General features: G+C 67.9%; 24 protein-coding genes. 12 read left to right on the forward strand and 12 right to left on the reverse strand.

Annotated features, from left to right (window positions below; genetic code table 11):
* Positions 1-90 precede the first annotated feature (90 nt).
* On the forward strand, positions 91-2,247 hold the full coding sequence (locus FZ983_RS18630) for a TonB-dependent siderophore receptor (protein ID WP_149225014.1): 2,157 nt from the start codon (positions 91-93) through the stop codon (positions 2,245-2,247).
* Positions 2,248-2,262: 15 nt separating this feature from the next.
* On the opposite strand, the gene FZ983_RS18635 is transcribed toward FZ983_RS18630, so the two are convergent.
* Both FZ983_RS18635 and FZ983_RS18640 read right to left on the reverse strand, forming a co-directional pair.
* Positions 2,263-2,916 (reverse strand): response regulator, encoded by a 654-nt coding sequence (locus FZ983_RS18635; protein ID WP_149225015.1) that lies wholly within the window; start codon positions 2,914-2,916, stop codon positions 2,263-2,265.
* A gap of 5 nt (positions 2,917-2,921) precedes the next feature.
* Positions 2,922-4,559 carry an ATP-binding protein gene (locus tag FZ983_RS18640; RefSeq protein ID WP_247883822.1) on the reverse strand — a complete coding sequence of 546 codons (1,638 nt, stop codon included), beginning with the start codon at positions 4,557-4,559 and terminating at the stop codon, positions 2,922-2,924.
* Positions 4,560-4,801: 242 nt separating this feature from the next.
* On the opposite strand from FZ983_RS18640, the gene FZ983_RS18645 reads away from it, so the two are divergent.
* Positions 4,802-6,172 carry an FAD-containing oxidoreductase gene (locus tag FZ983_RS18645; protein ID WP_149225017.1) on the forward strand — a complete coding sequence of 457 codons (1,371 nt, stop codon included), beginning with the start codon at positions 4,802-4,804 and terminating at the stop codon, positions 6,170-6,172.
* Between the two features lie 59 nt (positions 6,173-6,231).
* Here FZ983_RS18645 and FZ983_RS18650 read toward each other — a convergent pair whose 3' ends face one another.
* The 7 genes from FZ983_RS18650 to FZ983_RS18680 all read right to left on the reverse strand — a co-directional run bounded on the left by FZ983_RS18650 (position 6,232) and on the right by FZ983_RS18680 (position 12,956).
* Entirely contained in the window at positions 6,232-7,188 is a 957-nt protein-coding gene (locus tag FZ983_RS18650; protein WP_247883823.1) for an AraC family transcriptional regulator, read from the reverse strand.
* A 317-nt stretch (positions 7,189-7,505) separates the two neighbouring features.
* Positions 7,506-8,312 (reverse strand): alpha/beta hydrolase, encoded by an 807-nt coding sequence (locus FZ983_RS18655; protein WP_188092402.1) that lies wholly within the window; start codon positions 8,310-8,312, stop codon positions 7,506-7,508.
* 89 nt (positions 8,313-8,401) lie between these two features.
* Positions 8,402-8,902, reverse strand: coding sequence for a DUF305 domain-containing protein (locus FZ983_RS18660; protein ID WP_149225019.1), 501 nt, complete (start codon positions 8,900-8,902; stop codon positions 8,402-8,404).
* A gap of 202 nt (positions 8,903-9,104) precedes the next feature.
* A complete protein-coding gene (locus FZ983_RS18665; protein WP_149225020.1) occupies positions 9,105-9,707 on the reverse strand; it encodes an XRE family transcriptional regulator in 603 nt (200 codons plus the stop codon).
* A gap of 259 nt (positions 9,708-9,966) precedes the next feature.
* Positions 9,967-10,335: an HPF/RaiA family ribosome-associated protein gene (locus tag FZ983_RS18670; RefSeq protein WP_149225021.1), complete on the reverse strand. Its 369-nt coding sequence runs from the start codon at positions 10,333-10,335 to the stop codon at positions 9,967-9,969.
* A 210-nt stretch (positions 10,336-10,545) separates the two neighbouring features.
* Positions 10,546-11,622 carry a putative sulfate exporter family transporter gene (locus tag FZ983_RS18675; protein ID WP_211102944.1) on the reverse strand — a complete coding sequence of 359 codons (1,077 nt, stop codon included), beginning with the start codon at positions 11,620-11,622 and terminating at the stop codon, positions 10,546-10,548.
* Positions 11,623-11,738: 116 nt separating this feature from the next.
* Entirely contained in the window at positions 11,739-12,956 is a 1,218-nt protein-coding gene (locus tag FZ983_RS18680) for an AAA family ATPase (protein WP_149225022.1), read from the reverse strand.
* Between the two features lie 175 nt (positions 12,957-13,131).
* Between FZ983_RS18680 and FZ983_RS18685 the strand changes: the two genes are divergently transcribed.
* Positions 13,132-14,106, forward strand: a complete 975-nt coding sequence (locus FZ983_RS18685) for an MBL fold metallo-hydrolase (RefSeq protein WP_149225023.1) — start codon at positions 13,132-13,134, stop codon at positions 14,104-14,106.
* A gap of 39 nt (positions 14,107-14,145) precedes the next feature.
* Here FZ983_RS18685 and FZ983_RS18690 read toward each other — a convergent pair whose 3' ends face one another.
* On the reverse strand, positions 14,146-15,132 hold the full coding sequence (locus tag FZ983_RS18690) for an aldo/keto reductase (RefSeq protein WP_149225024.1): 987 nt from the start codon (positions 15,130-15,132) through the stop codon (positions 14,146-14,148).
* A gap of 176 nt (positions 15,133-15,308) precedes the next feature.
* Between FZ983_RS18690 and FZ983_RS18695 the strand changes: the two genes are divergently transcribed.
* Positions 15,309-16,454 carry a hypothetical protein gene (locus FZ983_RS18695; protein ID WP_149225025.1) on the forward strand — a complete coding sequence of 382 codons (1,146 nt, stop codon included), beginning with the start codon at positions 15,309-15,311 and terminating at the stop codon, positions 16,452-16,454.
* Positions 16,455-16,462: 8 nt separating this feature from the next.
* Here FZ983_RS18695 and FZ983_RS18700 read toward each other — a convergent pair whose 3' ends face one another.
* Entirely contained in the window at positions 16,463-16,948 is a 486-nt protein-coding gene (locus FZ983_RS18700) for an Lrp/AsnC family transcriptional regulator (RefSeq protein WP_149225026.1), read from the reverse strand.
* A gap of 112 nt (positions 16,949-17,060) precedes the next feature.
* Between FZ983_RS18700 and FZ983_RS18705 the strand changes: the two genes are divergently transcribed.
* The gene (locus FZ983_RS18705) at positions 17,061-17,945 is read left to right on the forward strand and encodes a DMT family transporter (protein WP_211102945.1); all 885 of its coding nucleotides are present in this window, start codon (positions 17,061-17,063) and stop codon (positions 17,943-17,945) included.
* Positions 17,946-17,960: 15 nt separating this feature from the next.
* Here the strand turns inward: FZ983_RS18705 and FZ983_RS18710 are convergent, their stop codons facing one another.
* Positions 17,961-18,722, reverse strand: coding sequence for a DeoR/GlpR family DNA-binding transcription regulator (locus FZ983_RS18710; RefSeq protein ID WP_247883824.1), 762 nt, complete (start codon positions 18,720-18,722; stop codon positions 17,961-17,963).
* A 285-nt stretch (positions 18,723-19,007) separates the two neighbouring features.
* Between FZ983_RS18710 and deoC the strand changes: the two genes are divergently transcribed.
* The 7 genes from deoC (at position 19,008) to rbsK (ending at position 26,552) form a co-directional block, all read left to right on the forward strand.
* Entirely contained in the window at positions 19,008-19,679 is a 672-nt protein-coding gene (deoC, locus tag FZ983_RS18715) for a deoxyribose-phosphate aldolase (protein ID WP_149225028.1), read from the forward strand.
* A 183-nt stretch (positions 19,680-19,862) separates the two neighbouring features.
* Positions 19,863-20,909, forward strand: coding sequence for an autoinducer 2 ABC transporter substrate-binding protein (locus tag FZ983_RS18720; protein ID WP_149225029.1), 1,047 nt, complete (start codon positions 19,863-19,865; stop codon positions 20,907-20,909).
* Positions 20,910-20,994: 85 nt separating this feature from the next.
* Positions 20,995-22,497, forward strand: coding sequence for a sugar ABC transporter ATP-binding protein (locus FZ983_RS18725; protein ID WP_149225030.1), 1,503 nt, complete (start codon positions 20,995-20,997; stop codon positions 22,495-22,497).
* An 11-nt stretch (positions 22,498-22,508) separates the two neighbouring features.
* Positions 22,509-23,486 carry an ABC transporter permease gene (locus FZ983_RS18730; RefSeq protein ID WP_149225031.1) on the forward strand — a complete coding sequence of 326 codons (978 nt, stop codon included), beginning with the start codon at positions 22,509-22,511 and terminating at the stop codon, positions 23,484-23,486.
* Between the two features lie 11 nt (positions 23,487-23,497).
* Complete coding sequence (locus FZ983_RS18735; protein ID WP_149225032.1) at positions 23,498-24,490, forward strand: ABC transporter permease; 993 nt, start codon at positions 23,498-23,500, stop codon at positions 24,488-24,490.
* Between the two features lie 23 nt (positions 24,491-24,513).
* Positions 24,514-25,599, forward strand: coding sequence for an aldose 1-epimerase family protein (locus FZ983_RS18740; RefSeq protein WP_149225033.1), 1,086 nt, complete (start codon positions 24,514-24,516; stop codon positions 25,597-25,599).
* A gap of 29 nt (positions 25,600-25,628) precedes the next feature.
* The gene (gene rbsK / locus FZ983_RS18745; RefSeq protein WP_149225034.1) at positions 25,629-26,552 is read left to right on the forward strand and encodes a ribokinase; all 924 of its coding nucleotides are present in this window, start codon (positions 25,629-25,631) and stop codon (positions 26,550-26,552) included.
* Positions 26,553-26,573: the final 21 nt, after the last annotated feature.

Here is a 26,573-nt window from a genome sequence, read left to right on the forward strand (position 1 = left end):
CGAAACACCCCGACCCGACCGCCTCCGCGAAGACCGCCTTCGCGGAATGCCTTTCCTCATCCTTTTCCAAGCCAATCCGGAGGATCATCGATGCCGCCCGCTCCTTCCCGTCCCAGCCGCCGCCCGGCCCCACTGGCAACACTGTTCCTGGTCGCCGCCACCGTCGCGCCCGCTGCCGCAAGTGCCGAGGAGGGCGACGCACCGCTCACCCTGTCCCCCGTCACCGTGACCGGGCGTTCGGCGGATGCGGCTCCCGCCGGTCTGGCGCTCGACCGGCCGAACAGCGGCGGCAGCCGGTTGGACCTCACCCCGCTGGAAACCCCGGCCAGCATCGAGGTGATCTCCGACCGGACCATCCGCGACCGCGGCCAGACCATCGTGACGGAGGCCGTCACCCAGAACGCCACCGGCTTCACCACGCTGGCGGCACCCGGCAATGGAGGTTCCTCGCTGGCAACGCGCGGCTTCGCCGGCCATGGCTCGGTGATGCAACTCTATGACGGCACGCGGCTCTATGTCGGGTCGGGGACCGTCACCTTCCCCTTCGACACGTGGTCGACGGAGCGGATCGAGGTGCTGCGCGGTCCGGCTTCCGTCTTATATGGCGAGGGGGCTATCGGCGGCGTCGTCAATGTGGTGCCCAAGCGGCCGACGACGGATTTCCGCAACGAGGCGATGGTCGCCATCGGCACCGACGGCACCCGGCGCGCCGCCGTCGGCAGCGGCGCTCCGGTCAGCGAAAAGCTGTCCTACCGGCTGGACGTCAGCGGCAACCGCTCCGATGGCTGGGTCGACCGCGGCGACACCAAGTCCCTCGCGGTCTCCGGTGCCGTGAAGCTGCAGGCGACGCCGGACCTCGCAATCATCCTGTCGAACGATTACGGCGACCAGCAGCCGCAAGAATATTTCGGGACGCCGCTGATCGCCGGCCGGCTCGACAGCGCACTGCGGCATCGCAACTTCAACGTGGCCGACAGCGAGATCCGCTATCGCGACAACTGGACCCAGCTGAAGGCCGAATGGGCGGTGTCCGACGCGCTGACCCTGCGCAACACCGCCTATCACCTGACCAGCCACCGCCATTGGAAGAATGTGGAAAGCTATGCCTGGAATGCCGCCAGCCGGCAGGTGCTGCGCGACAGCTACATAGAGATCTATCACGACCAGCGGCAGGTCGGCGACCGCTTCGACGCGACGTGGCGCAGCAGCCTCTTCGGCATGAAGAACGAACTGGTCGGCGGCTTCGACCTGAACCGGATCGAGTTCAAGCACGCCAACAACTCGCCCTACGGCGGCTCCAGCACGGTCGATCCCTTCGAGCCGGCGCCCGGCCTGTTCCTCAACAGCGCCGGCACCACTCCGCGCAGCCGGTCGCGCACCCGCCAATATTCGCTGTTCGCCGAGGACCGGCTGTCGGTGACGCCGCAACTGTCGCTGATCGGCGGCATCCGCCATGACGCGCCGACGGTGGAGCGCCGGGATCTGGTGACGGGAAGCAGCTACACCAAGGACTTTCGCGCCACCAGCTGGCGGACCGGCGCGGTGTACGAGGTGATGCCCGGCCTCGCTCTCTACGGCCAGTACGCCACCGCGGTCGATCCGGTCGGGAACCTGATTTCGCTGTCGCCGACGCAGAAGGATTTCGACCTGTCCACCGGCCGGCAAGTGGAGATCGGCGTCAAGCAATCCTTCCTGGAGGGGCGCGGCGAGTGGACGCTGGCCGCCTACCGCATCGTCAAGGACAAGCTGCTCACCACCGATCCCAACCGGCCCGGCGTGACGATGCAGGTCGGCCGGCAATCGTCGCGGGGGCTGGAGGCGTCCCTGTCGCTCGGCCTGTGGGAGGGTGTGCGGGTGGACGTCAACGGCGCGCTGCTGCGGGCCAAATATGACGACTTCACGCAATCGGTTTCGGGCCGCGCGGTGTCCTATGCCGGCAATGTGCCGACCGGCGTGCCGGAGCGCACCGCCAATGTCTGGGCCAACTGGGCCTTCCTGCCGGATTGGGAGGTGCGGGCCGGCCTGCAATATGTCGGCAAGACCTACGCCGACGCCGCCAACAGCAGCGTCCGGCCCGCCTACACCGTCGTCAATGCCGGGCTGGATTACCGGCCGACCGGCGACACCAAGCTGAGCCTGCGCGCCTTCAACCTGTTCGACGAGGTCTATGCGGTGGCCGGCAGCGCGAACAGTTGGGTGCTCGGCCGCCCGCGCTCGGCCGAACTGGCCTTCTCGATGACCTTCTGACCTCCGCGCCGGCCGTCACTCCTCCGGGGTCAGCATCTCCGCCTTGCGGACGAGGTCGGCGACCGAGCGGACCTGCATCTTCCGCATCACCTTGCCGCGGTGAAGCTTCACCGTCACTTCGCTGATGCCGAGATCGCCGGCGATCTGCTTGTTCAGCCGGCCCTTGACCACCGCGGCCATCACCTCGCGTTCCCGCGGGGTCAGGGTCGCGGCCTGCGCCTCGACCGTCATGGTGGCGGTCCGCTCGCGCCGCCGGGCACGGTCGCGGGCGATGGCGGCTTCCACCGCGTCCAGCATGTCCTGGTCGCGGAAGGGCTTGATCAGGAAATCCATCGCCCCGGCCTTCATCGCCCGCACCGACATCGGCACGTCGGCGAAGCCGGTCATGAAGACGATGGGCAGCGCGATGCCCAGGCTCTCCAGCCTCGTCTGGAACTCCAGCCCGCCCAAGCCGGGAAGCCGCACGTCGAGGATCAGGCAACCCGGCCGGTCGGGAACCGCCGCCGCCAGCAGTTCGGCCGTGCTGCCGAAGGCGCGGCTTTCGATGCCGACGGACCGCAGAAGGTCGGCCACCGCCTCCCTCATGCCGCCGTCGTCGTCCACGACGAGAACCAGCGGATCGTCCTTGGCCGATAACGGGGCCTGTTGCGCGGCGGGGGTTGGCGGCATGGCGGTCAGTCCTCTCGTGCCGGCGCCAGCGGCGCGGCTGGCGATGGGGTGGCCGGCAATGGGGTGGATGGCGGGTGCGACGCCGCGGGAATGGTGAACTCGAACACCGCGCCGCCCTCCGGATGGTTGTGGACGGTCAGCGTGCCGCCGCAGGATTCGATCGTGGAGCGGCAGATGGCCAGCCCCATGCCCATGCCGTCCGGCCGGGTGGTGAAGAAGGGATCGAACAGGCGGGCGCGGCTGCCCTCGTCGATGCCCCGGCCGCGGTCGCGCACGGAAACCCGCACCTGCGGCATGCCCTGGATCGCCTCGGGACTGTCGACGGTCACGGTCAGGTCGCGTCGGGGGCTGCCGGCTTCCGCCATTGCGTACAGGCCGTTGGTAACGAGGTTGATCAGCACCTGCTGCAGCCCCACCCGGCTTCCCCGCACCGGCGGAACATCGGCGGCGAAGTCGGTGGACAGGACCGCGGCGGCGGCCGACAGTTCGCGCTCCAACAGCAGCGCCACCTCCCCCACCAACTGGCGCAGGTCGATGGTCTCGTCGCAATGGGCGTCCTTGACCAGCATGCCGCGCGTCCGCTGCACGATCTCGGCGGCACGCTTGCCGTCGCGGATCATGCGGTCCACCGCCTTGGCGGCGGTGTCGATGTCGGGCGGGTCGCGGCGCAGCCAGCGCAGGCATGCCTGCGCGTTCAGCACGATGGCGCCCAGCGGCTGGTTCAGCTCATGGGCGATGGAGGCGGACAGGGCGCCCAGCGTGGCGGCGCGCGCGGCGCGGGCGAGTTCGGCCTGGGCGGCCAGCAGCGCCTCCTGCGTGCGTTCGCGCTGGGTGATGTCGACGATGCCGACCACGACCTGATCGAAGCCGATCCCGTCGTCGGGAAAGCTGATGCCGAGCAGCACGGTCAGGACGCGCCCGTCGGCGGCGATCAGCTGCGCCCGCCCCTCGAACCGGTTACGCCCTTCCCAAAGCGCCAGAAGCACCTGCGGCATCGCCGGATCGTCGGCGGGAAGAAAACGTTCGAGCGGCCCCAGCACCTCCGTCCGGTCGGCCGCACCCAGCAATTCGAGCGTGGCGTCGTTGACGTTCGTGGTGACGATCAGCGCCCCCATCTTCCGCGCCCAGCCGGGATTGGCCTGCGCGTAGGCGGTGAGGTCCGTCACGCCGTCGGCCCGCAGGGCGTCGAGCGCGGCCATAACGGCGGTGAAGTCCTGCTCCCACAGGGAAACGCGCGCCTGCTCGAACATGCTGCGGTAACGCTTCTCGCTGCGCGCCAGCGCCCCGTTGGCCCGCACCAGCAGCGCCCGGGAATCATGATCCCGCACCAGCAGCGCGCCGGTGATCAGGATGGCCGACAGCGACACGCCGCAGCGCAGCACCGCCGACAGGTCCATGTCGTGCCAGTGGGACAGCAGGAAGGACAGCACCGCCAGCAGCCCGCAGCCGGCCGCCACCCGCAGGATCCCCCGCCGGGACAGCGTGGTTGCCGCCAGGAGGAGCACCAGGACATAGAGGACGGCGATGGCGCTCTCGATGTCGGTGAAGGTGTCGATGACGAACACCGCAAATGCCAGCGGAATCGCGAGCACGCCGATCCGGCGCTCGTTCGGCCGCCCGGCCGTATGCGAACCGCCCGGCACGGCAGCTGTTCCTCCGCTTGCTCCCATGCGCCCGCTTCCAACCCCCGCGTCGTGCCGTTGCGTTTCCGGCAGCCTAAGTACGGGCGGCGCCCGCTTCTTGAACGATCTGGCGATGAATTGACGGATCTGAACCGTCCGCCGCCAGTCATACCTTGGTTTGCTTGGAGGACGCCCGGCACCGGCGCTACCATCCTCCCTCACGCAAGTACCTCTACAAGCACATCCGGCCGCAGGAGCCCGCCATGGTCGACGCCATCATCATCGGAGCCGGCCAGGCCGGACCGCCGCTTGCACAACGCCTCACCACCGCCGGCATGACCGTGGCGGTGGTGGAGCGCAAGCTGTTCGGCGGCACCTGCGTCAACACCGGCTGCACCCCGACCAAGACGTTGATCGCCAGCGCCCGCGTGGCGCAGATGGCCCGGCGCGCCGCCGAATACGGCGTGATGCTGGACGGCCCGGTGCGCATCGACATGGCACGGGTGAAGGCGCGCAAAGATGACGTTTCCGGCCGGTCGCGCCAGAATGTCGAACGCTGGCTGCGCGGCATGCCCGGCTGCCGGGTTCTGCAGGGCCATGCCCGTTTCGAGTCCGCAAACAGCGTGCGCGTCGGCGACGAGCTGCTGACGGCGGAGCGCATCTTCCTCAATGTCGGCGCCCGCGCCGCGGTGCCGGACATGCCGGGCGTGCGCGACGTGGAGATCCTGACCAGCGGTACGATCCTGGACCTCGACCATGTGCCGCGGCATCTGGTGGTGGTCGGCGGCAGCTACATCGGCCTGGAGTTCGCGCAGATGTACCGCCGCTTCGGCGCCGAGGTGACCGTGGTGGAGAAGGGGGAGCGGCTGATCTCTCGCGAGGATCCCGACGTGTCCGACGCGATCAGGGAACTGCTGGAAAACGAAGGCATCAAGGTCCGCCTGTCGGCCGACTGCATCCGCTTCGCCCCCCATGCCGACGGCGTGGAGGTCGGGGTGAACTGTGCATCCGGCAATCCGTCTGTGGTGGGAAGCCATGTGCTGCTGGCGGTCGGGCGCAGGCCCAACACCGACGATCTGGGCCTCGACCGGGCCGGCGTGGCGACGGACTCCCGTGGCTACGTCACGGTGGACGACAGACTGCGCACCAACGTGCCGGGCATCTGGGCGATGGGCGACTGCAACGGGCGCGGCGCCTTCACCCACACCGCTTACAACGACTTCGAGATCGTCGCGGCGAACCTGCTGGACGACGATCCGCGCAGCGTCGACGACCGCATCCAGGCCTATGCGCTCTATACCGACCCGCCGCTCGCCCGCGTCGGCATGACCGACGATGCGGTCCGCCGTTCCGGCCGGCGCGCGCTGGTGGGCCAGCGGCCGATGACCCGCGTCGGGCGTGCGGTCGAAAAGGGCGAGGCGCAGGGTTTCATGCGGATCACCGTCGATGCCGACAGCAAGGAGATCCTGGGCGCCGCGATCCTCGGCCCCGGCGGCGACGAGGCGATCCACGGCGTGCTGGACATGATGTACGCCAAGGCGCCCTACCCGACCCTGCAGCGCGCCGTCCACATCCACCCCACCGTCGCCGAACTGCTGCCGACCCTGCTGGGCGAACTGAAGCCGCTGGACTGACGGCACAGGGGCGCGCGGCGTTCGTACCTCGACGAACTGCGCTGGCCGCGTACTCCCCCTCAGGCGTTCGACGCCCCCGCCATCAGGCAGAGTGCGGGGGCTTTCGGAATCGCGTCGGCTGCCGTATTGCGCTGCCGCCAGACGCGGGGGGAGACGCCGACGAGGCGGCTGAAGGTGCGGGTGAAATGGCTCTGGTCGGCGAAGCCGCAGGCCAGCGCCACGTCGGCCAACGTCTGGGATCCGTCGCGCATCAGCGTCTTGGCATGGTCGATCCGCCGCTGCAGCAGCCACTGGTAGGGGGTGGTGTTGGCGGTACGCCGGAAGGCGCGGACGAAATGGCCGACGGACAGCCGGCATTCGGCGGCGAGGTCGGCCAGCCGGATTTCCCCGTCCAGGTTGGCCGCGATCATCTCCTTCACCCGTTTTTCCTGCCAGGGCGCCAGCGTACCGCCGCTCCTGACCTCGTTCGTCCGGCCATAGGCGGTGACCAGATGGGTCGCCAGCGCCGAGCAGAGATGGTCGTGGAACAGCAGGCTGATCCGCTCCGGAAAGGCCAGCGCCGGCAGCATTGCGGAGGCCAATGCGGTGACAGTCGGGTCCTTCACCGGGCGGCTCGGCTCGATCGCCAGATCCTCCAGCCGGCTGCCGCGGACATCCGGACAGACGCTTTCCAGCAGCGAGCGGGGAAGATGGAAGGTCAGCGTGTCGAAGGCCGAATGCATGTGGCAGTCGATGGTGCGGCGGTAATCGTGGATGGTGGTCAGCCCCGCTATGTTCGCGGGCTTTTCCACCAGCACGCCGTCGACCCGGACTTCGGACTGGAAGTTCGACAGGTGATGGCTCACCAGGAACGCATCCTCGGGCTCTGGACTGCTGAAGCGGCCGATGCCGCCGCTCTGGCAACGGACCCGCGCGACCCCCACCGTTCCGCGGGGGGACCGAAGGACCAGCACGTCGGGCTTTTCCGGCATCGGGACGTAGCGCAGATGGAGATTGCTCTGAAAGGCCGTGGCCATGGGTGCCTCCGTGGGCTTGCGTGCAGGCTGCCGCTTCCGTCATCCGGAAGACCGGCGGGCGAGCCATGTCGGAACGGCCGGCTTGGCCCCCGACTTGCCTGCACACAGGGTAGGCGCGGCCACATGCCGCACACCACTAGACACAGATAAACCGCGGCAGTGTTTAGGTGGAGTGTCCCTAGACCTTGGTTTAGGTTCTTACCTGTCGGTGCAAGCCATCCGCTGAGACGACACTAAATTAGCAAAGACCGCGCAAGCGTCGTCAAGCGCCCGCCCATGGCGCGCCGCTGCCGGCGGACGGTTCCGGCCGGCGAACCTTACGGCAAGTGGCGGGTCAGCGCGTCGATCACCGTTCCGGGAGCCGACATGTGCGGCAGATGCCCTGACGCGTCGAGCACCTCGAAGACGCTGCCGGCCAGATGGTCGCGCAGATACTCCGCCGCTTCCCGGGTGACCGCGGAGTCCTCGCGGGTCTGGAGGACGACCGCCGGCACCGTCACCTCGGGCAGGCGGCTGCGGAGGTCGCTGTTCAGAACGGTCAACAGAAGCGACAGCGCCATGTCCGGACGCATCGCTCTCAATGCGGCGACGAATTCCCGCACGGTCGGATCTTCCGCCGGGGCGGACACGATCATTTGTCCGAACTGCGCGGTCCAGCGCAGGTAATCGCGGGTGGCGCTGTCGATCAGGCCGTCGATGTCCGCACGTTCGAACCCACCGCGATAGGTGCCGATGTTGCGGTAGCAGGCCGATGCCCCCAGGAGGACCAGCTCGCGGAACAGGTGGGGGGCCCTGACCGAGGCGAGCGCCACCACCATACCCGCGACCGAATGGCCGACGCAGATGCAGCGCTCCACCTTGACGGCGCCGAGAACCGCGACGACGTCGCGGGCATAGGCGTCCAGCGTGCCGTAGTGGGCATGGTCGTAGTGGATCTGGTTGGCCGGCCCGACCCCTGCCAGATCGAACGACAGGATGCGGTAGCGGTCCTTGAAGGCATCCACGACGTGGCGCCAAGCCGACTGTTCGGTTCCGAAGCCGGGAATGAGGACGAGCGTCTCATCCCCCGATCCGACGACGGTGGCATTATGCCGCTCCAGAATGACACTGGCGCTTTCGATCATCTTCGGATGCCTGCTCAATACATCAGCATATGCAACCATAATGTGCATCGCACGCGCAAGCAGGAACATCCGGTCAGGCGGGTTTCACATCATTTCGGCGTCTTCGCAGAAGCCCCTTCATTCTGTGCCGGCTTGGTCGGACGCCGCTTCAGCCAATCCTGCAGTTGCGCGACCTCCCTGGTCTGGTCGTCGACGATCTTCTGGGCCAAGGCCCGGAGTTCCGGATCCTTGCCGTATTGCAGTTGGACCTTAGCCATGTCGATGGCTCCCCGGTGGTGGGACAGCATCATGCGCGCGAAATCCTGGTCGACATCGCCGGTCATCGGCTTGCGCATCTCGCGGTTCATCTTGCGCATGCCGTCCATGTAGGCCTGTGAGGCAGGATCCCGGGTCAGTTGGTCCTGCGGCAGGTGATCGGAGGGCATGGCGTGGCCCTGCATCCGGTCATGCCCCGGCGTCGAGGCGGAGCCCGGCTGGTTGGCAGGCTGGCCGGAGGACGGATTGGCGGGTTGGGCCAGGGCGGTGCCGGCAATGAGGGCAAGCGCCGCAACGCATGGCGCGAGGATGCGGCGGCATCGGGTGGTCGTCATGGTCTGCTCTCCCTTGGCATCGACGCCCCCTGTGTGCGAGCGCCTGGAGCAGACAACAGCCCGGCCCGGCCGGTGGTTCACCGCAACAGGTGGCGGCGGACGGCCTCGGCGGCCTGGACCGCCTCCGCTTCCGCCTTCCGGACATGGCGGGTGATGCCGGCGAAGGAATGGGGAGTATCCGGCATCTGAGATCTCCCCAGGCTCAGAGGATGTAGGACATCACGAGATACAGCACCACTTCGCCGTCGCCGGCATTGCGGTAGCGATGGGGAACGTCGGCCTCGAACAGGATCGAGTCGCCTTCCTCCAACCAGTGCTCGCCATCGGCAGTGGTGACCTCGACCCGGCCGCGGCCGACCAGGATGTTCTCGATCGTACCCGGGGAATGGCCGCCGGAGGACTCGTCGGCACCGGGCGACAGGCGAAGCTCATAGAATTCCACCTGCCGCTCTCCCTTGAGCGGGAACAGCGCGCGCGAGGTAAAGCGGCCGTCACGGGAGGTCAGGCTGCGTTGCTCGGCCCGCCGGATCACCGTGGTCCCGGCGTCGCCGCCGGTGCTGAGCAGGCTGGAAAAGGACAGGTCCAGCGCCTTGGCGACAGTCCACAACGTGCCGATGTCGGGGCGGTGGCGTCCTTCCTCGATGGCCGTCAGCAGCGCCGGATCCGTTCCGGACAACTGCGCCAGCCCATCCACCGACAGGCCCTGGCGCCGGCGGAAGCCGCGCAGATTCTCGCGGATCACGCCGACCAGTTGATCGACCGAGGTCTGGGGGGAAGCGGGGGCGGCGGTGGTGCCGATCGTCATGGATCCATGCTCCTGCAACAGGAATGACCGGGGCGACGCGGACCGTGCCCTATGGGGGGTCGGAAGGATTGAACACCAGCAATGCCCACTCATCAAGTAGGAATCTATATTCCTTTGTGTTATTCTTGGAGAATTTCCTGCGGCATTAGCAAATTGAAAATGTTGAAATAGCCCAATAAGCAAAAACACCACGCCCGTCCGGGATGGTCGGACGGGCGTGGCGCTGGGCGGATAGACGCGGAAATGCCGGACTGGGCGCTTACGACAGGGCAGCGTCGGGCGCCGGAGTGTGGGACTTCACCTCGTGCCGGTGCCGCTCGGCGAAGCGTTCAAGGACACGGCGGGCAGCATCGAAGGCATCGCGGATGGCCGCGTCTGCGGTTTCGTGACCATGGCCGCCGGACTTGTCGCTATGGACGACCAACTCCTCTCCGGGGACGGTCAGGGCGATCTGGACGGTGAACTGCTTGCCCTGGTGCTGGTGGCGGTGGGGAACCTCGAAGACCACGCGCTTGGCCAGGATGTGGCCGAAGAAACGGTCGAGCTTTTCGGCATGCTCGCGGATCAGATGCTCCAGGGCGGGAGACGGGTCGATGTTGCGGAAGGCGATCTGCAACGGTTGACGCATGTCCATACTCCTTGTTCGGCGCGCGGAATGGACCTGAACGGCCTCTCTCCCGCGGGGCCCGGCGCGACCCCCGGTGCCGCTGAAGGGACCCGGAGGTGGCGGGGACTTGATGAGGTCAGGATCGCACACCGGCAAATTCACGCATTAATCTGGGTCAATGCGGCCTTCGGTTGCCGGATGTAGAATCCCGCCCGTTTTCAGGCCCCGACGTCAGACCAAGCCGATCGCATGGATCAGGCCCAGGCTGACCGCGCCCAGCATGAGGAGGCAGAGGACGACCGCCGCGGTCACCTGTCCGCCCGCCCGCGCCACCGTTCGCACATCGACTCCCAGCCCGAGTGCCGCCATCGACACCACGGTCAGCATCGTCGCCGCATGCCCCATCGGCACCAGTGCCGCCTGCGGAATGAGGTCGAGGGAGCGCAAGGCGATCATCGCCAGAAAGCCCTGGATGAACCACGGCACCAGATGATGGACCGGCGGTGCGGCCGGACGCGAAGCGCCGGGCACATCCCTGTTCAGCCTCGGTGCCAGCAGCGACAGCAGCAGGCAGACCGGCCCCAGCATCAGCACGCGCACCAGCTTCACCAGCGTGCCGACCTGCACCGCCGTGGTCCCCAGCGGGGCGGCGGCGGCAATCACCTGCGGCACGGCATAGACGGTCAGCCCCGCCAGCGCACCATACTGCACTCCGCTGAGATGCAGCCCCAGGCCGATCAGGGGCAGGCCCAGCACGACGGCCACCCCCAGCACGGCGGTGAAGGCGATGGCGGCGGCGACGTCCTCGCCGTCCGCATCGATCACCGGCGCCACCGCGGCGATGGCCGAATTGCCGCAGATGGCATTGCCGCAGGCGACCAGCAGCGCCATGCGCGGCGGCAGGCCGAGCAGCCGCCCGATCCCGAACCCCGCCGCCACCGCGACCAGCACCACGGCGGCAATGCCCAGCAGAAGCGCCGGTCCCGCCGCCAGGATGGTGGCGGCACTGACCGTGGCGCCGAGCAGCACGACCGCCACCTCCAGCAGGATCTTGGCCGAAAAAGCGATGCCCGGCCGCCAGAGCGCCGACGGCGCCCACATCGTGCGCAGCGCGGTACCGATCAGGATCGCCAGGACCAGCGCCTCGATCCACGGCTCGCCGAACAGCCGCACCTCCCCCCAGACGGCGGCAAAGGCCAGCGCAGTGACCGCGGCGCACAAGGCGATGCCGGGCAGAACAGTGGGAATACGGGCAAGGACGGGGCGTCCCGGCACCGGCCTTGCGGGTGCCATGGTGTCAGGGAGCATGGGCGGAGTCTCCAAAGGCGGTGCGGCGGGAGGTGGTGCCACTCCGATGCAGGGACTATGGAGACCGTGATCGATCACATCCAACGCAAAGACCTGATGCGTTCGATCACTTCAATTTATCGAGCGCTCGCTCGGTCCGGCAGGCAGTCGTCGAAATCCGGCAGCTGCCACGGACCGCCGAGCGCCGCGTTGCGCAGCAGAAGCACCAGCTCGTCGCGCGAGCGGGTGACGGCGGTGTAGAGCCAGCGCCAGCGATGTTCCCGGAAGGCGGCGGAATCGTCGACCACCGTGACCGACGGAAATTCCGACCCCTGGGCAGCATGGCAGGTGATCAGCCACGCCCAATCATAGACCTGGATGTCCTTGCCCACCCGCGGCTGGACCATGCCCTCGGTATAATGGGCCTGGAACATCCAGGGATGAATCATCAGCTTGCCGCGGGACCGCACCTCGTCCTCCATCTGCACGCCCAGCGACCACAGGCCGGCATCGCGGCCCTGGGCCTCGGCTGCCGGGCGGGTCAGCGAACCGATCATGCCGTTGTAGAGCCCCTCGTCCTTCTGGTTGCGCCGGCAAATGACGCGCTCCCCCGTCTGCGGCATCACCGATTCATGGCCGAGCAGCGAGCGCATCCGCTTGGTGTAGGTGGTGCGGACGCGGTGGGTGCCGCAGATCGCCTGCGACGAGGGGCGCATCACCAGGGACTGGGTGCTGCGCTCCAGCGGCAGGACATGGACCTTGCCGACGGCGCCGAAGCGGCGCGGCATCTCCTGCCGGCGCAGCAGGTGGGCGAGCCGGATGACCGGGCTTTCCCGCGCGGTGCGGTGCGGCTCGGTCAGGCGGAAATCGGGCTCGCCGCTGGTGAACAGGCCCTGGCCGGAGACTGGCGGCAGCTGATAGTCGTCGGCGATCACCAGGATCTTCTTTTCCGTCCGCAGAAGGTCGCGGGCCACGTCGTCGCCGATCATCGACCCTTCGTCGCAGACGATCAGGTCGGCATCGGCCATCGGGCCGTCGCTGCGGCGGGCGAAGAACAGCTCGCCGGTGTCGCCGTCCTTGCGCGGGGCGTAGAGCAGCGAGTGCAGGGTCGCCGCCCCTTCGATCCCCTTCTGGCGCAGGACCTGCGCGGCCTTGCCGGTCGGCGCGCCGACCACATAATCGGTCAGCCGACGGCGGTCCTGCAGATGTTCCAGCACGAAGGCGGTGGTCTTGCTCTTCCCCGTTCCCGCCTCTCCGGCAAGCCAGAAGACCTGCGGCGCCTGGTCGTCCGTGTACCATGCATCGATCGCCTGGATCGCGCGGTGCTGCTCGTCTGTCGGCGTATCGGATTGCATTGGGTCCAAACCGGGATCAAACCATGAATCAAGGCGGCACAGTAGCCTGCCCGGCCGTCCGCGGTCCAGTGACGATCCGCCTTGATGCCGATTTGCAGCACACCCTTTCAAGCGTGAACCCGACTGCGTACATGGTGTGTCCGCCCTCGCCGCCACTGAAGAGGATCCGTCCCGCATGCGTAACCCCTACTGGCAAGGACCCGTCTCCTCGAACTTCGATGGGGTGCGCTTCTTCAATCCGGGAGAGCCTGACACCGACCGCTCGCTGCGGCAGCTGCTGCGCTGGCAGTTCGGCCGCCGGAAGGTCGAATGGCCGGGCGAGGTGCCGGTCACTCCGGCCAAGCCGGAACCGGGTGTCGACGCGCTGCGCGTGACGGTGGTGGGGCATGCGACCGCACTGATCCAGGCGCCGGGGCTGAACATCCTGACCGATCCGGTCTGGTCGGAGCGGGCGAGCCCGGTACGCTTCGCCGGGCCGAAGCGGGCGACCGCGCCGGGCATCCGGTTCGACGACCTGCCGAGGATCGACGCCGTCCTGCTGTCGCACAATCATTACGACCATATGGATATCGACACCCTGCGGCGGCTGCATGAACGCGACCGGCCGCTGGTCGTCACGCCGCTCGGCAACGACACCATTCTACGCAAACATATGCCCGGAATCAGGACTGCGGCGGGCGACTGGTGGAGCCGGTTCGAGCTTGCCGCGGGCGCGGAGGTCCACATCGTGCCGGCCAACCATTGGTCGTCGCGGACGGTGCGCGACCGGCGGATGGCGCTGTGGGGCGGCTTCCACCTGCGCATGCCGGCCGGCACGCTCTATTTCGCCGGCGACACCGGCTATGGCACCGGAGCGGCCTTCAAGGCGATCCACCGGCGGCTGGGCGGCTGCGACCTCGCGCTGATCCCCATCGGCGCCTACGACCCGCGCTGGTTCATGTCCGCCCAGCATTGCGACCCGGAGGAAGCGGTGCGGATCATGCTGGATGTCGGGGCGCGGAAGGCCGTCGGCATCCATTGGGGCACCTTCGCCCTGACCGACGAGGCGCGCGAAGAGCCGCCCGAACGGCTGCGCGCCACGCTGGCCGGCCACGGCATCGAGCCCGGCCGGTTCGAAGCGGCCTTCCCCGGAATGGTGGTGAGCGCCTGATGGGGCGGCGCCCACCCGCCCCCATCAAGCCGCACACCATCAAGCCGGTGTCGGCGCCTGTTCCGGCAGGACACCCGATGCCTTCAGCTCCCGCCAGAAATCGGCGGGGATCGGCTGGGCCATCAATTGGACGTTCTCGTGCACCCGCGCCGGGTTCTTGGTGCCGGGAATGACCGAGGCGACCACCGGATGGGCGGCGCAGAACTGCAGGGCCGCCGCGCGTAGGTCGACGCCATGGCGGCCGGCGATCTCCGCCAGACGGTCGCGGGCGGCCACCTTGTCGGCGGAGGCTTCCTGGTACTCGAAGGTCTTGCCGCCGGCGATGATGCCGGAGTTGTAGGGACCGCCGACCACCACATGCACGCCGCGTTCCCCGCAGCGCGGGAACAGTTCGTCGAGTGCCGGCTGGTTCAGCAGGCTGTAGCGGCCGGCCAGCAGGAAGACGTCCGGATCGGCGCGCTCCAGCGCCATGACGCAGGGCTCCACCCGGTTGACGCCGAGGCCCCAGGCGCGGATCACCCCCTCCTCGCGCAATTGGGTGAGCGCCACGGCGGCCCCCTTCATGGCGGTGTCGAACACCTCCAGCCAGCGGTCGCCATGGGCATCCTCGGCGCAGTCGTGGATGTAGGCGATGTCGATGCGTGCCATGCCCAGCCGCTGCAGACTGTCCTCGATCGACCGGCGGACGCCATCGGCGGTGTAGTCGTAATCGACGCGGAACGGCAGGCCCTTCACGAAGGGGCCATGGCGCCCGCCCTTGCTCTCGTCCGCGCGGAGCAGCCGCCCGACCTTGGTGGACAGCACGAACTGGTCGCGCGGGCGGTTGCGCAGCACATGGCCGAACCGGTGTTCCGAAATGCCCGGACCATATTCGGGAGCCGTGTCGAAATAGCGGATGCCGGCGTCCCAGGCAGCATCGAGCGTGGCTTCGGCGATGTCGTCCGCCACCTCCTCGAACATGTTGCCCAGGGGAGCGCCGCCGAAGCCGAGCGGGCCGGGCGGAGCGAAATGCGCGCTGTCTGGCATGGGAAACCTCATCATATCCGACGCCCTTGCCGCTGGGCGGGGCGCCGATGCCTTTGGTTGCCCACCTTCAACACCGCTTTTCGGGAGGCCGTTCCGCCTGCGCTTGAAGACCGTTTTGCCGACGACCAGCTTGGTTAGGGTGATGCGGCATCGGATCAGGGCGGAACAGGGCGGACATGGCGGCGAAGGGCCAGAACGGACAAAGGGCAGCCGGACCGGAGGCAAGCGCGGAGATCCTTGCCGAGGCGCGCCGCATCGTCACCGCCGATGACCGGAGCGCCCTGGTGCCGACCGCATCGCTGGCCGAACTGGCCGAAGTCCTCGCCGATACCTTCGACGAGAGCTATACGGCCGAGCGGGTGCTCTCCCTGCTCGCGCCCGCCCACCGCAGAAGCTTGTGCCGAAGCCTGACTGGCCGTTTCGCCGAACCCGATGAATCCGGCGGTGCGGAGGTCTGGCTGCCGGCGGATCTGCTGGACAGGCTGCGGACCATCGCAGACACCCCGCTCGACGCGATCCGCACCCTGCTGGACAGCGGGCGCGGCCTGCCGGAACCGGGCAGCGAGGAGCATTGCCGCAACCGCCGTTGCGCGCCGCGCATCCTCCTGTCGGACCCCGGCGGCTGGCAATGCGGCACCTGCGGGCTGAGCGGGCGCACCGACTTGGCCCCCAACTCCATCGTCGCCCAGCGGCTGGCCGACCAGCGCAGCCGGATCACCGACCTCCACGCGCTGACTGCCGGACTGTACGAGGGCTGGGGGGCCGGGGAGCGTTTCACCGCCGCCGATGCCGCGGCACAGCGGCCACTCGGCAACCGGACCGACCGCGACCGGCTGAAGGCCATGCTTGCCGACCTCGTGCAGGAAGGGCTGATCGAGGAGGCGCCGGGGCCGCGCGGCGGTGCCGGTTATCGCGTGCTGGAGGAGCCGCCCGACTGGATCGCCGACACCATGGAGGAACGCCGGCACCAGCGGGAGGCCGAGGCCCGTGCCCGCGAAGAACGCGCCTCCCAACTGCGCCGGGTTCTGGAAAATGGGCTGACCCACACGACGCTGTCCGGGGAACTGGTGGAGATCGCCCAGAACGACCGTGGCCTGGAACTGCGCTTCCCCTCCATTCCGTCCTGGGAGTTGCGGGAGGAGATGAAGCGGCAGGGGCAATGCCGGTGGGACGGCCGCCGCCGGCGCTGGTGCCGGCTGTCCCCCGTCACCAGCGTCGAACCCTGGCTGGCCGCGGCGCTGGACGCCGGTGCGACCGTAGCCCCGCTCGGCACCGCCGATCCGGATGCCGAGGATTGGGGCTATGAGGACTGGGACGACTGACCGTCCTGCTAGACGTCCACGTCGAGGGTGACCTTCACCGGGTCGAGCACCACCAGGGTCTGGAAGGACTGCACCAGTTCATTGTCGGCGAACAGGCGGCGCGACAAAACCTCGTAGCTCGCCATGTCCGGGACCAGCAGGATCAGGATGAAGCTGGCCTTGCCGGTGACCAGATAGCACTGCTGCACCTCCGGCGCCTCGCGGAACAGGCGCTTGGCGGCGGCGATCACGGGGGAGCGGTCGTTGACCGTCTGGACCTCCACCACCACGGTCACGCCCTGGCCGACGCTGGCCGGATCGATCACCGCAACGTTGCGGCGGATGATGCCGGCCGCCTCCATCCGGGCGATGCGGCGCTGCACCGCCGGGGCGGAGAGATTGACCGCCTCCCCGATCGCCCGCTGCGAGGTCGCGTTGTCGCGCTGGAGAATGCGCAGGATCGCGCGGTCCTGGTCGTCGAGCTGGTCCGGCGGTCGAGCGGTTGTTGAGCGCATGGGGGCTCTTGCGAAATAACGATGCGTCGATGGGGCGAAACTTAAGCGCTCAGCGCCGCAACGTCACAGTATCTTTTCGTCCGGACCCACCCTCAATCCGGAGCCCCCGAGCGTGGCGAACGCCTCCACCGATCCGACGACCGCCGGCAGGACGGAGCCTGCGGTGCTGCAGCTGCTGCTCCTGCTGGCTTCGCTGCTGTCGCAATATGTCGGCGCCGCATCGGCCAAGTCGCTGTTCCCGCTGGTGGGGGCGGAGGGCGTCACGGCGCTGCGGGTCGGGCTGTCCGCGCTGATGCTGGCGGCGATCCTGCGGCCTTGGCGCAGCCGTCCCGGCCGCGGGGATTTGCGCAACCTGCTGGTCTACGGCACGACGCTGGGGGCGATGAACCTGTCGATCTACCGCGCGATGGAGCTGATCCCCATCGGCATCGCCATCGCCATCGAGGTGACCGGACCGCTGGCGGTGGCGCTGCTCGGCTCCCGCCGGCTGAAGGACTTCCTGTGGATCGCTTGCGCTGCGACCGGCCTTGCCCTGCTGCTGCCGCTGCAACAGGCGGCGACCGCGCTCGACCCGCTGGGCGTCGTCTATGCGGCGGCGGCGGCGCTGTGCTGGGCGCTCTACATCGTGTTCGGCAAGCGCGCCTCGTCCCTGCCCGGCGGACAGGCAGTGGCCTGGGGCATGCTGGTCGCCGCCAGCTTCACGGTGCCGCTGGGGGTCGCCCATGCCGGCGGCGGATTGCTGGTCCCGTCCGTGCTGGCGGTCGGCCTCGCGGTGGCCGCGTTGTCCAGCATGCTGCCCTACACGCTGGAGATGATGGCGCTCCGCCGCCTGCCCGGCCCCGTGTTCGGCCTCGCAGTCAGCGCGTCGCCGGCCGTGGCTGCGATGATCGGCTTCCTGATACTGGGCGAACGGTTGAGCTGGGTGCAGTGGGCGGCCATCGCCTGCATCATGTGCGCGTCGGCCGGCAGCGCGCTGGGCAAAGCCAAATCAGGCTGATCGGCGTCCGGCGGCTCAGGCCGGTACGATGCGGACACCCGCCGCGGTGAGCCGCCCTGCCCGCTCGTCGTCGAGGCCGCGGTCGCAGCAGAGGATGTCGAAGCTGTCGAGCTTGGCGAAGAAGGCCGGCTTGACCTGATCGAACTTGCTGGTGTCGATCACCAGCGCCTTGGTCACGGCGTTGGCGATGGCGGTCTGCTTGATCTCCACCTCGTGGAAGTTGGAGCAGCTGATTCCCAGCGACTCGTGCACGCCGCCGGCCGAGATGAAGGCGGTGTTGATGCCGATGCCGCGCAGCATCTCCAGCGACTCGGGGCTGGAGAAGGACGCCGACGAGGCGTGATAGAGGCCGCCCAGCATGACCACGCGCACGCCCGGCTTGCGGCAGACGATCTCCGCGATGTTCATGGCGTAGCAGACCACCGTGATCTGGCTGTCGGCCGGGATGCGGCTGGCGAGGTGGGTGGTGGTGGTGCCACAGTCGATGAACACCGTCTCCCCCGGCTTCAGCAAGGTCGCCGCCGCCTCGCAGGCCGCCCGCTTCATCTCGATATGGGCGTCGCGCTCCCGGTCCAGCATGTAACCCATGCCGCCGCTGCTCTCCAGCCCGCCGGCGATGTAGCCGCCGAGATAGGCGAAGCGCCCGCCGCAGGACGCGATGTCGCGGCGCACCGTCATCTCGGAAACGCCCAGCAGCCGGGCCGCGTCCTTCAGCCGAAGATATCCGCCGGCATCCAGTGCGGTCTGTAACCGGTCGAGGCGATCGGCCCTTCTCATCGACATATCCGCATCCCGTAGCGCTTCCGTCCAGCCGGTTCCGCCCTGCCCGGGCACGGCCGCAGCCTACAATCCAAACGGGTTAATCCCAATGGCACGATGCCCGGAACGGCTTGGGCGTAGCCAAAATCACAATCGCATGCATTGATCTTGACACACTGCGCGGCAGCATGAAACTATCCTTTCAGAAAATGTTAGGATGTTAACATCAGCGCACGAGATGTTGGCATCCCGGCGGCAATCGAGGAGAGGCCCGGCGAAAAGGGTCTCCCCGGGAGGACCAAGATGCCCGTTCCCAGCGTCCCGACGGAGTCGGCCGGTCTGGCTCCGTTCATCGACCACACCATCCTGCGCCCGGACGCCCAGCCTGCCGATGTCGAGCGGCTGTGCGACGAGGCGCGCGCGCATGGCTTCAAGGCGGTCTGCGTCAACCCGATCTTCATCCCGCTGGTGACGGAGCGGCTGGCCGGATCGCCGGTGGCGCCCTGCGCCGTGATCTGCTTCCCCTTCGGCGCCGATCCCACGGCGATCAAGGCCGACGAGGCAGAATGGGTGGTCCGCCACGGCGCCCGCGAGGTCGACATGGTGATCCCCATCGGCCTGCTGAAGGGCGGCAGGACTTCGGAAGTCCGCGACGACATCGCCGCGGTCAAGCGCGCCTGCGGCGACGCCCTGCTGAAGGTCATCATCGAGACCTGCCTGCTCACCGACGACGAGAAGATTCTGGCCTGCCGCCTGTCGCAGGAGGCCGGAGCCGATTTCGTCAAGACCTCCACCGGCTTCGCCGGGGGCGGCGCCACCGTCGAGGATGTGGCGCTGATGCGCCGCACCGTCGGCGACGAGATGGGCGTCAAGGCGTCGGGCGGCGTGCGGACGACCGAGGATGCCCGCCGCATGATCGCAGCCGGTGCCTCGCGCATCGGCGCCAGCGCCAGCGTGGCGATCGTCGGCGGCTGACGCCGCGGGCCCACGCTGCACAGCGTGCCGGCCGGGCGGGTGTTCCGTCCGTCCCAGCCGGCACGGCATCATCAAAAACGGAACGCGGAAGGGGGTGGCAAACACCCCGGCGCCGCCGGTGAGTCGAGGCTTCCCCTCCCCCACCGGGCGGCGCACATCGCCTGCCATGGGAGTCACGCCAACATGAAGAAGTTGCTGTCTTCGCTCATCGTCGCCGCGTCGCTGGTCGCCGGGCCGGCGATGGCCGCCGATCCGGTTCCGACCCCGGATGCCGTCAAGACGCTGAAGTCCGACGCCACCAAGAAGAAATACTCCATCGCCACCGTGGTGAAGGTCGACGGCATCGCCTGGTTCGACCGCATGCGCGACGGCGTGAAGCAGTTCGCCGGCGACACCGGCCACGACACCTGGATGGTGGGGCCGAGCCAGGCCGACGCGGCGGCGCAGGTCCAGCTGGTCGAGAACCTGATCGCCCAGGGCGTGGACGCCATCGCCATCGTCCCCTTCTCCGTCGAGGCGGTGGAGCCGGTGCTGAAGAAGGCGCGCGACCGCGGCATCGTGGTGATCGCGCATGAGGCGTCGAACATCCAGAACGCCGACTATGTGCTGGAGGCCTTCGACAACTTCGCCTACGGCGCCAAGCTGATGGAAGTGCTGGGCAAGGCGATGGGCGGCGAGGGCAAGTATGTCTGCACCGTCGGCAGCCTGACCTCGAAGTCGCAGAACGAATGGATCGACGGCGCCATCGCCTACCAGAAGCAGAACTTCCCCAAGATGCAGATGGTGACCAACCGTCTGGAGACCTATGACGACGCCAACACCGACTACAACAAGCTGAAGGAAGTCCTGACCACCTACCCGGATCTGAAGGGCATCATCGGCGGCCCGATGCCGACCTCGGCCGGCGCCGGCCGTCTGGTGGCCGAACGCGGCCTGAAGAACAAGCTGTTCTTCTCCGGCACCGGTCTGGTTTCTGTCGCCGGCCAGTATCTGGCCCAGGGCGACATCCAGTACATCCAGTTCTGGGACCCCGCGGTCGCCGGCTATGCCATGAACATGATGGCGGTGATGGCGCTGGACGGGAAGAAGGACCAGATCAAGGCCGGCCTGAACCTGGGCCTGCCCGGCTACACCGCCCTGACCACGCCGCAGGGTGCCAAGGCCAACCTGCTGTACGGCCAGGGCTGGGTCGGCGTGACCAAGGAAAACATGGACGCCTACGACTTCTGATGACCTGAAGACGGGCGCCGGCGGTCCATAAAGGCAGCCGGCGCCCGCGTCTTCATCCTTTTCCTCGAACCGCCGGGCGGAAGACATGTCAGACGGTTTCATCGAACTCCGCGGCATCCGGAAGGTGTTTTCCGGCGTCGTCGCGCTGGACGCCATGTCCCTGGTCATCAAGCCCGGCGAGATCCATTGCCTGGCCGGAGAGAACGGGTCGGGCAAATCCACCGTCATCAAGATCATGTCCGGCGTCTACCAGCCGGATGGCGGCGAAATCCTGATCGACGGCAAGCCGGTACCGGGCATGACGCCGATCGGCGCCATCGCCCACGGCGTCCAGGTCATCTATCAGGACTTCTCCCTGTTCGGGAACCTGACGGTCGCCGAGAATCTGGCGATGAACGTCCATCTCGGCGAGAAGCGGCGCCTGATGAACTGGCGGCGCACCCGCGCCATCGCCCGCGAGGCGGTCGACCGGCTGGGCGTGGAGCTGGATTTGGATGCGGAGGTCGCCTCGCTGCCGACCGCCGGCAAGCAGCTGGTCGCCATCGCCCGCGCCCTGATGTCCGACGCCCGCCTGATCATCATGGACGAGCCGACCACGGCCTTGACCCGCAAGGAGGTCGAGACGCTGTTCCGCATCGTTCGCGACATCCAGGCGCGCGGCATCGCCATTCTGTTCGTCAGTCATAAGATGCGCGAGATGCTGGAGATCAGCGAGCGCATCACCGTCATCCGCAACGGCCGCAAGGTGGCGGAGGGGCCGACCGGCGACTTTGACGAGGCGCTGATCACCCGCCACATGACCGGCAGCGACATCCTGAGCGAACCCTATGTCTGGACCCCGCCCTCCGGCCCGCCACCGGTGCCGCGGCTGGAGATCCGCGGCCTGGCCGTGCCCGGCAAGTGCGAGGGGCTGAGTCTCGCCATCCGGCCGGGCGAGATCGTCGGGCTGTCGGGCCTGCTGGGCTCCGGCCGCACTGATCTGGCGCTGGCGCTGTTCGGCATGGTCCCGCGCTATGAGGGCGAAATCCTGATCGACGGCGCGCCGGTGCGGCTGCGCTCCACCCAGGAGGCCATCGAGGCCGGCATCGCCTATGTGCCGGAGGACCGGCTGACCGAAGGGCTGTTCCTGCCCCAGAGCATCAAGCGCAACATGCTCGCCACCTCCTACGAACGGCTGGCACGCAAGCTGGTGATCGACCGCGACCGGGCGGAGGAGATGACGCAGGGCATGGTCCGCGCCATGCAGATCGCCACCCCCACCGCCGAAAAGCCGGTGATGCAGCTGTCGGGCGGCAACCAGCAGCGCGTGGTGCTGGCCCGCTGGCTGCTGACCGATGCCCGCGTGCTGATCCTCAACGGCCCGACCGTCGGCGTCGATGTCGGGTCCAAGGCGGAAATCCACGCCAAGATCCGGGAGCTGGCCCAGCATCACGGCCTTGCCGTCCTGATGATCTCCGACGATGTGCCGGAGCTGGTGCAGAACTGCAACCGCATCGTGCTGATGCATCGCGGGCGCTTCATCGAGGATCTGCCCGCCGCCGACGTCACCGAAGAGACGGTCAGCGACCGGCTCAAGACCTTTACCTGAGGGAGGAACCGATGGCCCTGCTCCGCCGGTCGGAAACGGTCATCGCGGGCATCCTGCTGCTCGCCATGGTCCTCATCGGCACGATCAACCCTGCCTTCTGGCAGCTCGACAACCTGTTCAGCCTGATGCGCAGCAACGTCATCATCGGCATCATGGCCCTGGGCGTGCTGCTGGTGCTGATCTCCGGCGGCATCGACGTGTCCTTCCCGGCCTTCGCCGTCGCCGCCATGTATCTGACGATCAAGGGCATGCTGGCGCTGGGATACAACGGCGTCGTGCTGCCGCTGCTGGCCGCCACCATCATGGGGCTGCTGTTCGGCGCGGTGAACGGCTTCTTCGTCTACAAATTCCGCATGATCCCGCTGATCGTGACGCTGGGCACCAGCGCCATGGTGCGCGGCTTCCTGCTGGGCGTCGTCGGCACCAGCATGATCAACATCAACAAGATGCCGACCGCGCTGATCGACTTCGCCCGCACCGACGTGATCAGCGTGACCAAGGCCGACGGCACCACCTACGGCCTGACGGCGATGGTGCTGATCTATGTGGGGCTGGCGGTCGCCATGCATCTGGTGCTGCGCTACACCATGATCGGCCGCAGCGCCTATGCGCTGGGCGGCGATCCGGAGGCGGCGCGGCGCGCCGGATTCGACCTGCGCAAGACCATCTTCTTCATCTATTGCGTCGCCGGTGCGCTGGCCGGTTTCGCCGGGCTTCTGCACAGCGGCATGATCTGGCTGGCCAACCCGCGCGACTTCGTCGGTCTTGAACTGGACGTGATCGCCGCGGTGGTGCTGGGCGGGGCGTCGATCTTCGGCGGGCGGGGCAGCGTTCTCGGCACCATGCTCGGCGTCTTCATGCTGGTGATGGTCAAAAACAGCCTGATCATCATGAGAGTGGACACCACCTGGCAGCTCGTCGTCGTGGGGTCGATCGTCATCGTCGCGACCGCCCTGTCGGCTTGGCGCGACCGTCGCCGGACGGCGTGAGGAGGCGGATCATGAAGGCACAGATGAACATCCGCAGTCTGGTCAACCGCGACAACAACATCGTCCAGCTTCTGGTGATGACGGTGCTGATCTTCGCCGTGATGACGGCGCTCAGCCCCGACAAGTTCCTGCGCTACTATAATTTCGAATCCATCACCTACATCTTCCCCGAGCTTGGCCTGCTCTCCATCGCCATGATGATCGCCATGCTGACCGGCGGCATCGATTTGTCAGTCGTCGGGGTCGCCAATTTGTCGGGCATCCTGGCCGGCGTGCTGTTCCACAAGCTGGCGGGGGCGGCCGGCATCGCCGACACCGGCATCCTGACCGTCCTGCTGGGCGGCGTCATCGCGCTCGGCACCGGGCTGGTGGCGGGGACGGTGAATGGGCTGTTGATCACCCGGATGGGCATTACGCCGATCCTGGCGACGCTGGGAACGGGGCAGGTCTTCACCGGGCTCGCCATCGTGCTGACCGGCGGGCCGGCCATCGTCGGCTTTCCCACCGCCTGGGCCTTCCTCGGCAACGGCAAGATCCTGGGGCTGGCGACGCCCTTCGTGCTGTTCGCGGTCATCGCCGCCTTGATCGCCTTCGTGCTGACCCGCACCGCCTTCGGCATCAACCTGATGCTGATCGGCACCAACCCGAAGGCGGCGCTGTTCGCCGGGCTGAAGCGGGAGCGCATGGTGCTCTACAGCTACATGCTGACCGGCGTGCTGGCGTCGGTCGCCGGGATCATCCTGTCGGGGCGGACCAACGCGGCGAAGTCGGACTACGGCAACTCCTATCTCCTGCAGGCGGTGCTGATCGCCGTGCTGGGCGGCACCAATCCGGCCGGCGGGCGCGGCACGGTTCTGGGCATCACCATCGCCGTGGCGGCCCTGATGCTGCTGTCGAGCGGCTTCCAGATCCTGCGCTTCTCAAACCACCTGATCGACTTCATCTGGGGCGCGTTCCTGCTGCTGGTCATCGTGATCAACGCCTACAAGAACCGCACCCGTTAGCCCGCTTCTTCGGGGGACCTGCCATGAACGTCCGGACCGCGATCCATTTCCGCAAGAGCTTCTTCGGCGAGGCGGAGCGCCCGATCGCCGAGGCGCACGGCATGACCGCCAGCCTGTTCCGCTACGACAGCGGGATCGAGGCGGTGCGGCTGTCCAACCGCCGCGGCCATCTGGTGGTGCTGCCCTATTACGGCCAGATGGTGTGGGATGCCGTGTTCGACGGCGTCGACCTGACCATGGCGAACATGTTCGACATGCCGCGCCCGGCCAGCGAGATCGTCGGCACATACGGCTGCTTCGCCTTCCATTCCGGGCTGCTGCGCAACGGCTGCCCCGGCCCGCAGGACAGCCACCTCCTGCATGGCGAGATGCCTTGCGCGCCGATGGACGCCGCCGGGTTGGAGGTGGGGGATGACGACGAAGGCCCCTACATGGCGGTGACGGGCCTGCGCGAATATGTGATGGGATTCGGCGCCCATTACGCCGCCCGCCCGCGCGTGGTGCTGCGCCCCGGCTCCGCCCTGTTCGACATCAGGATGGAGGTGGAAAACCTGTCGGGTGCCGCCATGGATCTGATGTACATGTGCCACGTCAACTTCGCCTTCGCCGAGGGCGCGCGCATCGTCCAGCCCGCTCCCTTCACGCCGGAGGCGACGGCGGTGCGCACCGCGGTGCCGGCCCATGTGCCGCGCAGCCCCGCCTATGACGCGCTGCTGTCCGACCTCGCCCGCGATCCGGCGGTGATGGAGGTGCTGGACGAGCCCGAGCGCTACGACCCGGAGCAGGTCTTCTACATCCGCGGCCTGCGCACCGACGAGGAGGGCGGCACCGCGGTGATGATGCGGCGGCGGGAGGGCGACGCCTTCCACATCGCCTACAGCACGCGGGAGTTCCCCAAGACGGTGCGCTGGGTGCTGGTCAACAGCGACCAGAAGGTCTGCGCCTTCGCCCTGCCCTCCACCTGCGAACCGGAGGGCTACAATGCGGAGGCGATGAAGGGCAACGTCCAGAAACTGGCGGGCGGCGAGACGCGGCGCTTTTCCGTCCGGCTGGGCTACCTGACCGCCGACGAGGCCGAAGCCGAGGAATGCGCCATCCGGGCGCTGTGATTTAGGGCGCTGTGAGAGGAGATACGAAGATGGGCAAGATCGCCGTGGTCGGCAGCAACATGGTCGACCTGATCACCTACACCGCCCGGATGCCCGGCCCCGGCGAAACCATCGAAGCGCCGCGCTTCGAAATGGGCTGCGGCGGCAAGGGCGCCAACCAGGCCATCGCCGCCGCCCGGCTGGGCGCGGAGGTGATGATGGTCACCAAGGTCGGCGACGACATCTTCGCCGACAACACCATCCGCAACTTCGAGGCGTCGGGCATCGACACCCGCTATGTCGAGCGGGTGCCCGGCACCTCCAGCGGCGTCGCCCCGATCTTCGTCGAGCCGTCGGGCGAGAACAGCATCCTGATCATCAAGGGCGCCAACGCCCTGCTGTCGCCGGCCGACGTCGACCGCGCTGCCAAGGATCTGAAGGGCTGCGACCTGATCGTCATGCAGCTGGAAGTCCCGCTGGAGACGATCTACCACACCATCGAATTCGGTGCCCGCCACGGCATTGAAACCCTGCTGAATCCGGCTCCCGCCCCTGCCGATCTCGACCCGAAGCGCATCGAGCAGGTGACCTTCCTGGTGCCGAACCAAACGGAACTGGCGACCATCTCCGGCTTGGCGGTGAATTCAGAGGCGGAGGCCGAAACGGCGGCGCGCTCCCTGATCGACCGCGGCATCCGCACGGTGATCGTCACGCTGGGCGCGCGCGGTGCCCTGCTGGTGACGAAGGGGGAGGACACGCGGCGGATCGAGCCGGTGCGGGTCACGCCGGTGGACACCACCGGGGCCGGCGACGCCTTCATCGGCAGCTTCGCGCGCTATTATGTGGAAAACCGCGATCTCGACGCGGCACTGCACATGGCGGTGCGCTATGCCGCCGACAGCATCACCCGGCCGGGCACCCAGAAATCCTATGCCAGCCGCGAGGCGTTCGAGGCCTTCTGCGCGAGCCTGTAGCTTTTTGATTTTCCGTGCGAC

Origin of the sequence: Azospirillum sp. B21 (assembly GCF_008364825.1) — a bacterium.
In the GTDB taxonomy this organism is placed as follows: domain Bacteria; phylum Pseudomonadota; class Alphaproteobacteria; order Azospirillales; family Azospirillaceae; genus Azospirillum.

What these genes read in the sequence shown, in the direction of transcription:
- FZ983_RS18630 (WP_149225014.1), top strand. Translation starts at nt 91, where the DNA reads ATGCCGCCCGCTCCTTCCCGTCCCAGCCGCCGCCCGGCCCCACTGGCA.
- FZ983_RS18635 (WP_149225015.1), bottom strand. Translation starts at nt 2,916, where the DNA reads ATGCCGCCAACCCCCGCCGCGCAACAGGCCCCGTTATCGGCCAAGGAC.
- FZ983_RS18645 (WP_149225017.1), top strand. Translation starts at nt 4,802, where the DNA reads ATGGTCGACGCCATCATCATCGGAGCCGGCCAGGCCGGACCGCCGCTT.
- FZ983_RS18650 (WP_247883823.1), bottom strand. Translation starts at nt 7,188, where the DNA reads ATGGCCACGGCCTTTCAGAGCAATCTCCATCTGCGCTACGTCCCGATG.
- FZ983_RS18655 (WP_188092402.1), bottom strand. Translation starts at nt 8,312, where the DNA reads ATGATCGAAAGCGCCAGTGTCATTCTGGAGCGGCATAATGCCACCGTC.
- FZ983_RS18660 (WP_149225019.1), bottom strand. Translation starts at nt 8,902, where the DNA reads ATGACGACCACCCGATGCCGCCGCATCCTCGCGCCATGCGTTGCGGCG.
- FZ983_RS18665 (WP_149225020.1), bottom strand. Translation starts at nt 9,707, where the DNA reads ATGACGATCGGCACCACCGCCGCCCCCGCTTCCCCCCAGACCTCGGTC.
- FZ983_RS18670 (WP_149225021.1), bottom strand. Translation starts at nt 10,335, where the DNA reads ATGCGTCAACCGTTGCAGATCGCCTTCCGCAACATCGACCCGTCTCCC.
- FZ983_RS18675 (WP_211102944.1), bottom strand. Translation starts at nt 11,622, where the DNA reads ATGCTCCCTGACACCATGGCACCCGCAAGGCCGGTGCCGGGACGCCCC.
- FZ983_RS18680 (WP_149225022.1), bottom strand. Translation starts at nt 12,956, where the DNA reads ATGCAATCCGATACGCCGACAGACGAGCAGCACCGCGCGATCCAGGCG.
- FZ983_RS18685 (WP_149225023.1), top strand. Translation starts at nt 13,132, where the DNA reads ATGCGTAACCCCTACTGGCAAGGACCCGTCTCCTCGAACTTCGATGGG.
- FZ983_RS18690 (WP_149225024.1), bottom strand. Translation starts at nt 15,132, where the DNA reads ATGCCAGACAGCGCGCATTTCGCTCCGCCCGGCCCGCTCGGCTTCGGC.
- FZ983_RS18695 (WP_149225025.1), top strand. Translation starts at nt 15,309, where the DNA reads ATGGCGGCGAAGGGCCAGAACGGACAAAGGGCAGCCGGACCGGAGGCA.
- FZ983_RS18700 (WP_149225026.1), bottom strand. Translation starts at nt 16,948, where the DNA reads ATGCGCTCAACAACCGCTCGACCGCCGGACCAGCTCGACGACCAGGAC.
- FZ983_RS18710 (WP_247883824.1), bottom strand. Translation starts at nt 18,722, where the DNA reads ATGAGAAGGGCCGATCGCCTCGACCGGTTACAGACCGCACTGGATGCC.
- deoC (WP_149225028.1), top strand. Translation starts at nt 19,008, where the DNA reads ATGCCCGTTCCCAGCGTCCCGACGGAGTCGGCCGGTCTGGCTCCGTTC.
- FZ983_RS18720 (WP_149225029.1), top strand. Translation starts at nt 19,863, where the DNA reads ATGAAGAAGTTGCTGTCTTCGCTCATCGTCGCCGCGTCGCTGGTCGCC.
- FZ983_RS18725 (WP_149225030.1), top strand. Translation starts at nt 20,995, where the DNA reads ATGTCAGACGGTTTCATCGAACTCCGCGGCATCCGGAAGGTGTTTTCC.
- FZ983_RS18730 (WP_149225031.1), top strand. Translation starts at nt 22,509, where the DNA reads ATGGCCCTGCTCCGCCGGTCGGAAACGGTCATCGCGGGCATCCTGCTG.
- FZ983_RS18735 (WP_149225032.1), top strand. Translation starts at nt 23,498, where the DNA reads ATGAAGGCACAGATGAACATCCGCAGTCTGGTCAACCGCGACAACAAC.
- FZ983_RS18740 (WP_149225033.1), top strand. Translation starts at nt 24,514, where the DNA reads ATGAACGTCCGGACCGCGATCCATTTCCGCAAGAGCTTCTTCGGCGAG.
- rbsK (WP_149225034.1), top strand. Translation starts at nt 25,629, where the DNA reads ATGGGCAAGATCGCCGTGGTCGGCAGCAACATGGTCGACCTGATCACC.